Raw genomic sequence first — 12,623 nt, 5'->3', positions numbered from 1 at the left:
CTCGCCGAGATATCCGCCGCCGTGACGCCCGGCGCCCATGCCGTGCTGATACTTGACCAGGCAGGCTGGCATCTCTCGGCGGGGCTGATCGTCCCGGCCAACATCACGCTGCTGCCGCTGCCGGCAAAATGCCCCGAGCTCAACCCGGTCGAAAACGTCTGGCAGTTCATGCGCGACAACTGGCTGTCGAACCGCATCTTCAAATCCTACGACGACATCCTCGACCATTGCTGCTTCGCCTGGAACCGCCTCACCGATCAGCCGTGGCGCATCATGTCCATCGGACTGCGGTCGTGGGCCCATCGGTCCTGATCAGAGAGTCTTGGTATGACAGGTAGGCGGGCCGTCCGTTGATGTAGAAGGCGTCCACCCGTGCGGTATCGAAACCGTATGCGATCAGCTCGCCGATGCGTTTCTGAAAATACTCCAGTAGGGCATGGACGCCCTGATCGATCTGCTCGCTTCCGATCTGTCGGCTGACCAGGACCCACCCGTCACGCTGATAGCGGATCGCGTCTTTTTCCGCGAGCGTCTGGCAATGCCGGTATACCGTTCCATAGCTCAGACCGGTAAGGCGGGCGATCGTCCGTGCCGTGATAGGTCGACGTAGCTCGTCCGGGGTAAAATTGTAGGCGTACCGCTCGCTCAGTTCTGGATCGACGGTGATGTGCCGGACATTGGCACAGATAATGACAATCCAGACGAGCTTGCTCGTCCAGTTGGTGATTGGCTCGGCCGCATATTCGAACGGCACCAGCCAGATATCGAGCGCTGTCGTCACCGTGCGCCATCGAAGATTGGATGCTGAAGTGCGATCGGGCGTAGCGAACGGCAGGTCCCGGCTGAAATCTTCGGCCAGGCGCACGATGCTGTCATGGGCGAAGACCATCATATCGATGATCCGTCGCTCGACCTTCGGATCGGTAGAGACAGCGACGCCCTGCTCCCCCCATTCGACCCATCCGAGATCAATCAGGCGCATGACGTGGCGGTGAGTGGTCGCATAAGGCTTGTGCAGGGAAGCCGCGAGCGCGTTGATTGAAGCCGACTGGACGACCTCGCTCGGACGGCGAAAGCATTCGCCCCTGATCCAGTCACTGGCACACCGACGCAGCAGCAGGATCAGGACAACGGCGGACTCGAAATGCCCCGGCACCAGTTCGGCGGTCGCGATCGACGAACCTAGATGGAGTTCGTTACCCAGCCGGGAGAGTTTCCTGACGGCGATATCGTTCAAGATCGCTTTCCTATTTACCGGCCCACCAGATCACGCGGTCGAGGCTCGTTTAGTCAATCGGCGTGCGTCCCGATATGGGGCGCGATCCATAGCGGATATGCGGCTTGTTGCACGTCGATTAACAATGGGTAAATCCACGGGCAGCGGGGAAGAGCCGGTCACAACGGCGCAAGGCGGGGTCGTCGGCGTCACCTATGGGGTAAAGCGTATGAAGATGATTAAGGGTTTGCTCGCTGGCGCGTGCCTGACGGGATTGGTCGCGACGGCGCCTGCTTCAGCGGCTACGCAGATCGTCAATAGCAGTGGCGTTCTTACCGGTGCGACTGGGGTTCTAATCAGCGGCGTCAGTTACGATGTTGCGTTCCTCGACGGCACATGCGCTAGCGTTTTCGGTGCTTGCACAGTCAGCAACTTCGCATTCAAAACGCAGGCGAACGCCATATTGGCGGCTAGGGCACTGTTGGATCAAGTCTTTGTCAATACAGACCTCGGCATGTTTGATAGTAATCCAGCGCTTACAAACGGATGCGCCGATACAGTCTTATGCCGGACAAATATACCATACGCGTTGACGGCGGTCTCTACAGTTACAATCGTAGCGCAGAATAATGGCGGCAATAGTTTTGATTTTGACAATCCTAATGAATTGGTAGGTAAAGATTCATCAACTTTACCGCTTGATACATTTGCTCGCTTTGCGCTTTCGCCGGTTGTAGCCGCCGTTCCCGAACCAGCAACCTGGGCAATGATGATCGCCGGCTTTGGCCTCGTCGGTGGCGCGATGCGACGTCGCAAGATTACCGTCGCGACCCGCATCCGGTTCGCCTAATCTTGCCGACATCTATCTAACGGGCCGTCGACCGTCATGTCGGCGGCCCCTTTTGTCGATCGAGGCTTTACGCTCAGTTGCGAACGATCTGAATGGCAGGTTTCGGTCTGACAAATATATTGAGTGAACGTCCGCAACTGGGCGCTAGCCGCCCGGCTTCTTTTGCGGCTGACCTGAGTTGGAACTGATTCACATTTCGATAATTCTCTGATCCAGATCAACCAAATGGGCCATGGGATATGTTTTCCTTCATTGAGAAGCCCGCTGCGGCGCTTGGGCAAAAGCTCTGCGGTTCAGGAATGATCTCCCATGACGAGGTGGACGCTCTCCAATCACTACCTCTACGCACACTGCGGCTGAAGGCGGGGGCGTGGGTCGTCACCGAGGGCCAGCTGGTGTCAGAATGCGGCGTCCTCATCTCGGGCTACGCCTGCCGACACAAGGTGGCAAAGGATGGGGGGCGTCAGATCGTCTCGTTCCACGTCGCAGGCGACTTCCTGGACGTGCAGCATCTCTGGCTCGAGAACGCCGACCACAACGTGCAGCTTATCACAGACGCCAACGTGGCGTTCGTGCCGGTCACGGCGCTGCGGCAACTGGTCGAAGAGCATCCCGCCATTGGCGTCGCGCTCTGGCGCGACAGCCTCCTGGACGCATCGGTCTTTCGAGAATGGGTGCTTAACGTTGGCCGCCGCGGCGCGAAGACCCGGATCGCCCACATGCTCTGCGAGTTCGTGACAAGGTCGGAAGCCGCCGGACTGGGTAGCCCGAGCGAGCAAGTGATACCAATGACTCAGGAGCACATTGGCGACGCCACCGGTCTCACGTCGGTGCACGTCAACCGGATGCTGCGGACACTCAGGGAGGATGGTGCCTTGCAAGGCTCCGGTCGCGACCTGCAGGTCGCGGACTGGAAACGCCTGAAGCAGATCGCAGAGTTTCGGGCGGACTACCTCCACCTTGCTGCCTAAGGCGATGGTTCGTGAGAATTCGCTTCCTTCGATGTCAGCACAGGATGACTAACGCCGTGGTAGCGGCTCCACTGGACCGGCCGGCCATGACCAAAGTCGCGAGATGACTTTACGCGGTGGGCGGCGAGATCGCGACTGCCTCAGCAAACCGCAGTGACATGACCTCGGCACCACCGGCGTCGACGACCTGGATCTTCCCGTCCAGATAGAGGTGTCCCTCGCAGACCTGAGCCGCCATAAGCCCCCGCGCGCCTTTCAGGCCGAAGTGCCGGACCTGGGCTAGATCAGCTAGCTCCGAGCCCTCCTCGTCCAGTGTCACGCTGCCGCTTTCGTGCAGATGGAAGAAGTAACGCGACATCACGTACCTCGAGGTCAATAAGCTGTCTCAACGCGCAGAAAGCGGATTGGTGCGTAAGCTCATAGAAAAAACGTCTTTGGTTCAATCTCTAGCCCCACCGCCGCTACTTCTGCGCCCTATGCCCGCAACGAAACACTGAGGGATTGTGGCAAAACGCCGCGAAACTAAAGGGCGAGGGCAACTCGGGGTGGGTTACGGCTGAGGGCGGAATGACACCCTAAACTAAATGGCAAAAAGTGGTGGATTGCCGAGCGACCGCTGTCGGGTCGCAAAGACCGGACAGCGGACGTAAAGACGTTGGATGGTAGTAGAGACTATAATCCGGGACGCTTGAAAGATCTCCCATGTGGTGCTTCAGAGTCGACGCGTTAGTCAAATGCTGTCGCTTTTGAGCGAGATTGGCGGCACAGTGATCAGTCATGTTCTGATGAAAAAGGCGCAGATCGCGGGTGGCTTGGTTTTGATCAAACTCTTAATCAGCGGTCATTCGCCTCTTACATCGTCGGCGCGAATGACAATCGGTGGTAGGTTTGTTTTAAACGCCTGTCTTTGACGCTGCGCGATGTGGTGAATGTAACGCTCAAACTTCTTAAATATATCCATACACTGTTGCGTGTTGAAACTAATCTCGCCGTCGTTTGACAATTCAGCGATTGCGGCTGGGGTAATTAGATATTTGATAGGTCCGCCAGGGCCAGACGCTTCGAACACGATGCCATTCCGTATTTCGTCTCAATGGAAGCGCCCGGAGACGAACGTCAAAAGCGGTATCCCTTTTGCAATAGGATCAGTGGTGGCAGGTCGGACGTTAGCGTGTGAACCCGTTGCCAAAAAAGATTAAAATGTACTCGCACTTGGTCACATGCGTGAGATAACAATCGGTCTATATGCGCTTTATACATTTCGACTGGATCGTTTTTGCGACGATGCAACATATTCCATAATCCGATTTCTCGATCGGAAATAATACGATCCATAATTATTTCGATGGAGTGGTGACGGTCGTCTTTCATAATTCTTTGCAAGCAAGGTTCGACGCTTACCCCCGAACCTTCCAACACCTGTATGAAGCATTTGCCATCTGAAAATAGCAAACCCGTAACCCCGTCCAGTGCGTTGTTATGGCGCGACTGATTGAGTATTCTCGTGAGGTCAGCGCCATCACCCGGAACCGTGCTTGTACTGACATACAGTATCTGGCGCATTGTTCACCCCAAACCGAGTGACCATAGGTCTGACCGAGAGGCCAGATTGCTGTCAACAACATGCGTTATTGAGGGCGCTCGAAAAGGCGGAAGCCGAGGCTAAACGAGCGACCGATTTCGGGAAGCACCCAAGCAGCGCTAAATGTCCGAAATTGGGCGATTTCGTTGAAGAAGTCGGGTTTGGGCTGCGGGTGGAAGCTGCTTCTGTATCGCGTGAGCGATGTCCGCCGTTCAGGCGGGTGCCATTTGCACCGGCATCGGGATGAGCTTGGCCATCTTGCGAAGGTTCTGAGCGGTGGCGGCCAGGAGGAACTCATCTTTGGCGCCGTTTGGTCCTCGCAGGCGCAATCGGTCGAGCTTCAGGATGCGTTTGAGGTGCGCGAACAGCATTTCGACCTTCTTTCGTTCGCGTCGTGACGTGACATAGGCGTCGGTCGTGGCGATGTCGCGGGCGCCCTCATGGATGGAGTGCAGGATCTTGCGGTGCGAGCCGTTGGGGCAGCATCGTGGCCGCAGGCTGCAGGCGTCGCACGCCGCCTTGCGGGCGCGGTATCGGTAGAGGCCGTCGATCGGTGGTGTTCCTTGGCGGCGCGGCCCTCCTGCCAGTGGCGGCGCAACTCCTCGCCCGTCGGACACGTGTAAACATCACGCGCGATGTCGTAGCGGAAGTCGGTGTGTTCGAACGTGCCGTCACGGCGGGCGGACTTGTCGAACACCGGGATATGCGGTTCGATGTCGCGCTCGTGGACGAGCCAAGCGAGCATCTCGGCCGAGCCGTAGCCGGTGTCCGCCGCCAGCCGCTGCGGCCAGATGCCAAACCGGTCCTGCACCCGCGCGATCATCCGCTTGCACGCCGTGACCTCGGCCTGCCGGATCGCGGTGCTCGCCTCAACGTCTAGGATGACGGCATGGTCGAGATCGATGAGGTAGTTAGTCGAGTAGGCGTAAAAGGCCTGTCCGCCATGCGCGCAGGTCCAGCGCGATGCCGGATCAGCGGGTGCCAGGAACTTGGGCACCACCGGTGTTGCCGCTCCGAACGCGGCATCGTCGAGGACTGCGAGATATTAGCGCACGGCGCGGTTGTCGGCGTCGGGCGGCAAGCCGTCGCTTCCCGGGCCGCCGGTTTGGCGGTTGGCATCGGCCCGGATCAGGCTGGCATCGACCGCAAAGCCTTCGCCACCGACCAGTCCCTCGGCCATGCAGCGCGCGACCGTCGTCTTGAACAATCCGCGCAGCAGATCGCTGTCGCGGAAGCGGCCATGGCGGTTTTTCGAGAAGGTCGAGTGGTCGGGCACGTCGCCCTCCAGACCCAGCCGGCAGAACCAGCGATACGCCAGGTTCAAGTGCACTTCGTCGCACAGCCGCCGCTTCGAGCGGATCCCCATGCAATAGCCGACGATCAGCATCCGGATCATCAACTCGGGATCGATCGAGGGCCGTCCCGTCTTGCTATAGAAAGGCTTCAGGTGCTCACGGATGCCCGACAGGTCGACGAACCGGTCAATCGAACGCAGCATGTAGTCCGACGGCACGTGCCGCTTCATGTTAAAGCCGTAAAACAGTGCCTCTTGCGCCACCGTCCGCTCGCCCATCATCGGCCGCCTCCGCTTATCTTGCGACGAGTGAATCAGACCGACGCCTCTACTGCAAGCGCGAGTTTTTCAACAGAATCGGGCGTTTCGGGTCCGTCCGCTTTACCGGCCGAAAGCTGCAAGTCGGCTTTCAGGAACGGCCGGAACGCCAGTAGCGCCTGACCGTCACGATCTGGTGGAAATTGTACGTTCAGTGCGACACGTGGTCGCCAACCTAACTGAAAATCAACGCGCTTCTGGCCGGTCACGCTGTTCGAACGGCGCTGAACGCGCTTGATCCTGCCCGGAGGAAAGCTCGAGAGCATGAAGGATGGACCGCCAAGTCTCAGAAACGGTGCCGCTCGAACTCTCAGATTGGTTACGAGCTACTTCCTCAGCCCTCGCGCCGAATTGACGTCGCATGCTAACGACGAAGGCCGACAAATCATGTTCCATGAGATGATCCTACCTCCTGACCCAAATCCGCGAAACAACATATGCTATTTCTCAGAAAGGCGCTCTTTGTCGATATCCGCGATGTGCGATCGCACGACGGCCGCCAGCGTGATGGGGTCAAAGGGCTTCGTGATCACTCCCAGGACGCCAGGCTTGTCGTATCGGCTACGGCGAATAGTATCCGCCGTGAGGAAAATCACTGGGGTAGGTGGCGACCCATCAGTTTTCGTTATGTTTTCCAGCAATTTCAATCCACTTGCCTCTTCCACCAATGCATCGAGAAGCACCAAATCGAACGTCTGCTCAGATAATGCCGACATTGCCTCCGCAGCGCCGCCGACCGAAACAGCGGCAAAGTGTGGGTCGAGATTCAGGGAAAGTTCTACAATCAGCCGGATGTCAGGATTATCGTCCACGCAGAGAATGCGCAACGTGCGTGTGCTATCCACAGCAGCAAGCCCTTCCTCGACTACCGAACCCAAACTTTTTGAGTCGCGCTTTTAGCATGACCGACGAACAGGAAACAACGGGTTGGTCGCCAGAGCTTGTCGATGCTGCGGCAAGGCATCATCAAGTCAGCCTTAACGAGCAAGCGGTCAGAATCGACAATGTCCGAAATTGCGCGGAATCGGCCGGCAGCCTTCGGCGGCGGAGACGACCCATAATCCGCCATTCTGCGCTTAGTTGGTGCCTCCCAGTTTCAGACACTTGTTCATTTTGGAAGAACGACAATTTGACGTTGCATAGTGACGCGCAGCCACACCGCTGAGTTGAAAGAGCTGGGGCGAGCCTGGGTCCTTGTCATCAGCGCCGGAAAAGGCGTGTCGACTACATACGCTTGGAACGGCATGCGCTACATTGCGCGCCCCAGAACGTTAGAACCGAAGTCAGGGCATGCAGGGCTTCACCGATCGCATCCAGCCAGGCAGTCGCCAGTCCTACTTCCTCAGTCAGTCGAGCCGCAAAAGCCCGACCGCGAGGGCGTCGAACACGACCCGGTACCGTGCACTTGTCTTCAGGTCCTCGTGCATGACGATCCAGAATGGCAGCGGCAGCGTGATCTCAGGAAGTATGCGAACTAGTATCGGGTCGCGGCTGGCGATCGCGACCTGACATATGCCAATGCCGAACCCGCCCCGGATGGCTGCCAACTGCGCGAGGTTGCTGTCGGTCCGTAATGCGAAGCCCCGCCGGTCAAGAGGGGCTAGACGGGTCGCCATCGTCCGGAGGGCAGGCGTCTCCTCATCGTACCCGATCACATCGTACCGCGAGAGGTCAGCGAGTGTCGTCGGCGTTCCAACCCTCCCGATATAGTCGGCATGGGCATGGAAGCCGAGCTCGACCGGCGGCAGTCGCCGCGCCAGCAAGGCGCCCTGGGTCGGCTCGGTCATGCGCACCGCGATGTCGACTGCGCGACCTAGCAGGTCATCTACGCGGTCCGTAAGGACGAGCTCGACCACCAGCGCAGGGTGTTCGCGGCGAAGCCGGGCGAGGATCGTTGGCAAGTACTCGACGCCAATGACTTCGCTCGCGCTGATCCGCACCGTCCCCTCGACTGCGCCGGGCGCGCCGCTTGCGGTGCGCAATAGCGTGGCGGCGGCGGTGGCCATGATCTCGGCGTGTGGGCGCAGCGTCCGCGCCAGATCGGTCGGCTCGAGCCCGCGCTGCGATCGCAGGAACAGGTCCGCGCCAAGTTTCGCCTCAAGCGCGTCGATGTGACGCGCCACTGTTGGCTGTGTATATGCGAGGCGACGTGCCGCTCCAGAAAGCGACCCCTCGTCCAGGACTGCCAATAGCGTCCGGTATAAAGCCCAGTCTGGATCAGCGCTCATCGTTTCTCGTATAGCAGGTGCACGCGCTTCGGCAATTTCCGTCGTACGCCAAAGGGTCCATCTCCGTCTTACCAACGGGAAGGAATGAGCGATGACACAGCAGATCACGGTATTTGGATTCGGCGCGGTCGGGCGCCGAATCGTCGAGATACTCGCCGCACGCGGTGACCGCGTCAGGGTCGCGACCCGGAACCTGCCGGCCGATCTACCTTACGGAGTCGAGCACATGGCGTGCGACGTGCTGGACGCTGCGGATGTGCGACGTGCACTCGCCGGATCGGCGCAGGCGATGCTCGCGGTCGGCTTCGCCTATGACTCACGCCTATGGAAGACGGTGTGGCCGACGACGATGACCAACCTGGTCGAGGGCTGTGCCGACGCCGGTACGCGGCTGGTGCTCATCGACAATCTCTACCAGCTAGGTGCCAAGACGAAGTCGCGCACGGAGGACATGGCCCTAACGCCGACCGGGAAAAAGAGCGCGATTCTCGCAGACGTCAGCCGCATCTGGCAAGCAGCAGCGGACCGCGTGCGGGTAGCGGCCCTGCGCTGCACCGACTTCTACGGACCAGGGGTCGCCGTATCGCACCTCGGCGCGTCGGCATTCGGCGAGCAGGCGAAAGGCAAGCCCGCGCAGCTGCTGGTTCCGGCGACCATTCCTCACGACTTCGCCTACGTGCCGGACATTGCGCGCGCGGCGGTGGTTTTGCTCGACGCCGACGATGCCGATTTCGGACAGGTCTGGAACATGCCATGCGCACCGACACGCACTCCACGCGAGCTGCTCACAATAGGCGCTGCAACACTGGGAGAGCGCCTCCGGGTGTGGGCCGTGCCACCAGGGCTGCTTCGGCCGCTCGGCCTTTTTTATCGCTTCGCCAAGGAGGTCGCCGATGTTGGCTTCACATGGATCGGCCATATATCGTGGACGGTAGTAAGTTCACGCGCCGCTTTGGCTTCGCGCCAACACCGTTCGAGGTTGGCGTCCCCGCCACCGTTCGCGCCTTTGCGGGCCATCGTTGAAATGGCTGGCACCCGCCACGTGCGGCCGGAGAGGCCAGACCTCCGCAACGTCGTTCTGGCGGTGCTGACCGCCTTGGTAGGTGGAGACGTCGTCGATCAAGCCATTCTCGTCGGCAGGTCGATGACGCATTGCTGGACGATGACGTGCACGCCATAGTTGCGCGCGCCGCCCAACCGAGCTGACCGCAAGTCGTCGAACCTATGGAATAAATGCGGCAATCGCCGTGATATCCGTAGCTGCTTTGAGCGCACCTATGCGCTTAGGCAGATCGTTACTACACCCACCGCTGCAAGCAGCGAGGTTTGAGGAGAACGTGATGCTTCATTGGGCTTTGTCGGCGGCGGCCGGAGTTACCAACGTCACCTCTGGTATAACGAGCCCACCGCAATGCGTGCGTTCAGGCATCTACGTCCTAGACCGTGAACGGAGCGACGACATCCAACAGGCGATCACGCGCGCTGTTGCCGGTCTTCCCAACACCGACTACTTCTCCCGAAGGCTGCGGAAGGCAAACACGCCTGGAGATGAAATTAGAACTTCAAATTTACCAAGTCGGTTCTCAATCAAGTACGAAACCAGACCGCAGCTTCTTCTTTTGAAAGGCGGTGAGCCGACGCAGTGGAAGCTCAACGACGGGCAGGTCTTCGATGTATTGGCAAAAGCGAACGGTGAAGCGGTTTTGCTGACGTTCCATGCCTTCGACAACGAACGGACCACAGTGTATCGAATCGTTGGCCCCCAGTTTGTGGAAGAGACTACGATCACCAGTCCGCGGCTCTCCACACCGATCCGGTATCGGCTCATCTATAACCAAGCGACCTGCTAGGATACTTGCCTAAGCAAGGCCGCTAGTGACAAACACTGCTTGACCGATTGGCGTACGGGCCCGACTCAGTCTGAATGACCGATCCGAAGGCGGCGACATCGGCCCTGCACGAGCGCCGCGCACCGGGCGCGACGATATGCCCGAGCGAGGTGGCCCGCTTGATCGCACAGGACTGGCGCAGCGCGATGCCTGCGGTCCACGAAGCGATAGACGAGCTGTTCAGCGACGGGCTGGTACGGCTAACGTCGAAGGGACAGCTGCTTGGAACGCGATCAGGACCGTACAGGATCCACCGTTTTGGCGACGATTGAGGCTGGGGCTCACCCTGCACTCTTCGCTCATTCCAGTATGAGACCAATCCTGCCAATCTGCTCAAAATTGTGAGAGTCTGCAGCTGCGGCTGGGGTGACCCAGGTGTGGACGTTCGAGCGCCCTTCCCCGCCTGCCAACTTCAGACACTCATTCATCTCCGCGCTGACAGCATATTAGGCATCGCTTTCCAAATATGTCCGGCGGTAAGCTTATACCAAGTCCCTCGGAGCCTGACTCAGCGCCGGGGATTCCCAAGTCGGTCATGATCTGATTCAACATCGCAAACGGTGGGAGGTTGGCGGTGGCATCAGCGGTTGGGCTAAGGGACGATTTCGACGGGTCTGGTCTTCGAAGGTTGGCGCGTTTGAGCGGTGACGCCAATCAGGTCCGGCGGCTGCTGGCGCTGGCGGTGATTTACGATGGTGGTGCGCGGCACGCGGCGGCACAGGTCGGCGGCGTTGGTTTGCAGACGGTTCGAGACTGGGTGCTGCGCTTCAATACCAGCGGGCCCGACGGCTTGCTCGACGGCAAAGCCCCCGGTCCCCGTCCAGTGCTTGGCCCAGAGCATAAGCGGGCGCTTGCCGAGATCATCGAACAGGGCCCGGTCCCGGCGTCGCATGGCGTGGTGCGCTGGCGGATCGTCGATTTGATCCAGTGGCTGTTCGACGAATATGGTGTGTCGGTCAGCAAGCAGACGCTGAGCCGCGACCTGCGCGCCATGGGCTACAGGAAGCTGACGGCACGACCGAGGCATCATGCGCAGGCGGCTGACGCCATCGACGTTTTTAAAAAGGCTTCCCCGCCCAAGTGGCAGCGATCCGGGCAGCGCTCCCTGGCGGTACACCTATAGAACTGTGGTGGCAGGATGAGGCGCGGGTCGGCCAGAAGAACGGCATCACCCGGCGCTGGGCCAAGCGCGGGACACGTCCGTCAGCGCCGAAGGACCAACGTACCACCTCGGCCTACATCTACGGCGCCATCTGCCCAGCCGAGGGCAAGGGAGCGGCCCTGGTGCTCCCGCGCTGCAATACCGAAGGGATGACGCTGCACCTCGCCGAGATATCCGCCGCCGTGACGCCCGGCGCCCATGCCGTGCTGATACTTGACCAGGCAGGCTGGCATCTCTCGGCGGGGCTGATCGTCCCGGCCAACATCACGCTGCTGCCGCTGCCGGCAAAATGCCCCGAGCTCAACCCGGTCGAAAACGTCTGGCAGTTCATGCGCGACAACTGGCTGTCGAACCGCATCTTCAAATCCTACGACGACATCCTCGACCATTGCTGCTTCGCCTGGAACCGCCTCACCGATCAGCCGTGGCGCATCATGTCCATCGGACTGCGGTCGTGGGCCCATCGGTCCTGATCAGAGAGTCTTGGTATTAGTGGCGTCCCGAAAACCTCCCCGGCCAATTACTGTCTTTCCGTAAATTTATGATGTAGAACAAAGTCAATGCGGGTTACGCATTATCACGCATATGACGGTCTTTTCTAACAACGCCGGACGTGCGCGATTTATTGGAGTGGGCTACGACAACATTTGGATTAACGGGCAATGTCGATCAAATGTCCATAACTGACCGAATAGTTTTACGATTATGCTGCTGTGGAAGCGCAATTTGAATAGACTCGAGGGCGGCATTGGCCACTAACCCTCTTTTCTGGCATTCTCGTCCATCACTTTGTTGATCAGCGAAGCGGCTCCAGCCTCGCCCAGCATCCGACCCATTTTGATCGCTACCGCGGGGGTCATTGAGACGATTTCTCCGTCGTGGCCCTCGACAAAGACATGTCCATCTTCGACCCATACCTGTCTGGGATCGCCGTACTTTTTCGCGCTAGCTAAATGACTGACAATTAGATCAATCTCATCCGAGTTTAGCAAATTTGTTGGTTTATCGAGGTCCATGGCAATCCAAACAGTCGGAATGAGCTGATGGCAAATCTACCATTCCGTATATCGGCCGCAATAGGCTTTAACAGTCCGATTCCGTCACCTTCTTACA

Annotated in this window: 15 protein-coding genes and 1 pseudogene; 7 read left to right on the top strand and 9 right to left on the bottom strand. The window is 59.1% G+C overall.

Annotated features, from left to right (window positions below; genetic code table 11):
* A partial coding sequence (locus RI03_RS21935) for a transposase (RefSeq protein WP_010219981.1) occupies window positions 1–312 on the top strand: 312 nt, incomplete at its 5' end.
* On the opposite strand, the gene RI03_RS21930 is transcribed toward RI03_RS21935, so the two are convergent.
* The gene (locus RI03_RS21930) at window positions 272–1,237 is read right to left on the bottom strand and encodes a helix-turn-helix domain-containing protein (protein WP_010219979.1); all 966 of its coding nucleotides are present in this window, start codon (window positions 1,235–1,237) and stop codon (window positions 272–274) included. The genes RI03_RS21935 and RI03_RS21930 overlap by 41 nt on opposite strands.
* Before the next feature lie 124 nt (window positions 1,238–1,361).
* Here RI03_RS21930 and RI03_RS23275 point away from each other — a divergent pair, with 124 nt between their 5' ends.
* Together RI03_RS23275 and RI03_RS21925 are read left to right on the top strand one after the other, a co-directional pair.
* Window positions 1,362–2,066, top strand: a complete 705-nt coding sequence (locus tag RI03_RS23275; protein ID WP_238542504.1) for a PEPxxWA-CTERM sorting domain-containing protein — start codon at window positions 1,362–1,364, stop codon at window positions 2,064–2,066.
* A gap of 239 nt (window positions 2,067–2,305) precedes the next feature.
* Complete coding sequence (locus RI03_RS21925) at window positions 2,306–3,037, top strand: Crp/Fnr family transcriptional regulator (protein WP_010219978.1); 732 nt, start codon at window positions 2,306–2,308, stop codon at window positions 3,035–3,037.
* A 109-nt stretch (window positions 3,038–3,146) separates the two neighbouring features.
* Here RI03_RS21925 and RI03_RS21920 read toward each other — a convergent pair whose 3' ends face one another.
* From RI03_RS21920 to RI03_RS21905, 7 genes and pseudogenes are all read right to left on the bottom strand, one after another.
* Entirely contained in the window at window positions 3,147–3,395 is a 249-nt protein-coding gene (locus RI03_RS21920) for a DUF6894 family protein (RefSeq protein ID WP_010219977.1), read from the bottom strand.
* Between the two features lie 483 nt (window positions 3,396–3,878).
* On the bottom strand, window positions 3,879–4,106 hold the full coding sequence (locus RI03_RS23940) for a hypothetical protein (protein ID WP_138995814.1): 228 nt from the start codon (window positions 4,104–4,106) through the stop codon (window positions 3,879–3,881).
* 47 nt (window positions 4,107–4,153) lie between these two features.
* Window positions 4,154–4,600, bottom strand: a complete 447-nt coding sequence (locus tag RI03_RS23270) for a BLUF domain-containing protein (RefSeq protein ID WP_010219976.1) — start codon at window positions 4,598–4,600, stop codon at window positions 4,154–4,156.
* Between the two features lie 231 nt (window positions 4,601–4,831).
* Window positions 4,832–6,195: pseudogene (locus tag RI03_RS21915) on the bottom strand (transposase).
* 32 nt (window positions 6,196–6,227) lie between these two features.
* Window positions 6,228–6,440 (bottom strand): hypothetical protein, encoded by a 213-nt coding sequence (locus tag RI03_RS23935; RefSeq protein WP_170318451.1) that lies wholly within the window; start codon window positions 6,438–6,440, stop codon window positions 6,228–6,230.
* Between the two features lie 231 nt (window positions 6,441–6,671).
* On the bottom strand, window positions 6,672–7,076 hold the full coding sequence (locus RI03_RS21910) for a response regulator (protein WP_010219972.1): 405 nt from the start codon (window positions 7,074–7,076) through the stop codon (window positions 6,672–6,674).
* Between the two features lie 501 nt (window positions 7,077–7,577).
* Entirely contained in the window at window positions 7,578–8,459 is an 882-nt protein-coding gene (locus RI03_RS21905) for a LysR family transcriptional regulator (protein WP_026046984.1), read from the bottom strand.
* A 91-nt stretch (window positions 8,460–8,550) separates the two neighbouring features.
* Here RI03_RS21905 and RI03_RS21900 point away from each other — a divergent pair, with 91 nt between their 5' ends.
* The 4 genes from RI03_RS21900 to RI03_RS23265 all read left to right on the top strand — a co-directional run bounded on the left by RI03_RS21900 (window position 8,551) and on the right by RI03_RS23265 (window position 11,983).
* Complete coding sequence (locus RI03_RS21900) at window positions 8,551–9,639, top strand: NAD-dependent epimerase/dehydratase family protein (protein ID WP_010219970.1); 1,089 nt, start codon at window positions 8,551–8,553, stop codon at window positions 9,637–9,639.
* Window positions 9,640–9,799: 160 nt separating this feature from the next.
* Window positions 9,800–10,309 carry a hypothetical protein gene (locus RI03_RS23930; protein WP_138995812.1) on the top strand — a complete coding sequence of 170 codons (510 nt, stop codon included), beginning with the start codon at window positions 9,800–9,802 and terminating at the stop codon, window positions 10,307–10,309.
* A 74-nt stretch (window positions 10,310–10,383) separates the two neighbouring features.
* Window positions 10,384–10,620, top strand: coding sequence for a DUF3253 domain-containing protein (locus tag RI03_RS21890; RefSeq protein ID WP_010219967.1), 237 nt, complete (start codon window positions 10,384–10,386; stop codon window positions 10,618–10,620).
* Between the two features lie 302 nt (window positions 10,621–10,922).
* Window positions 10,923–11,983, top strand: a protein-coding gene (locus RI03_RS23265) for an IS630 family transposase (RefSeq protein ID WP_170318413.1) whose coding sequence is annotated in 2 segments (ribosomal slippage) — window positions 10,923–11,415 and window positions 11,415–11,983 — 1,062 coding nt in all. Because the reading frame shifts where the segments join, the coding sequence is not laid out codon by codon here.
* 282 nt (window positions 11,984–12,265) lie between these two features.
* Here RI03_RS23265 and RI03_RS21875 read toward each other — a convergent pair.
* Window positions 12,266–12,526 (bottom strand): hypothetical protein, encoded by a 261-nt coding sequence (locus tag RI03_RS21875; RefSeq protein ID WP_010219966.1) that lies wholly within the window; start codon window positions 12,524–12,526, stop codon window positions 12,266–12,268.
* Between the last annotated feature and the right edge of the window lie 97 nt (window positions 12,527–12,623).

Origin of the sequence: Sphingomonas sp. PAMC 26621 (assembly GCF_000251145.1) — a bacterium.
Taxonomy (GTDB): Bacteria; Pseudomonadota; Alphaproteobacteria; order Sphingomonadales; family Sphingomonadaceae; genus Sphingomonas.
This window is presented reverse-complemented; position numbering and strand designations above follow the sequence as displayed.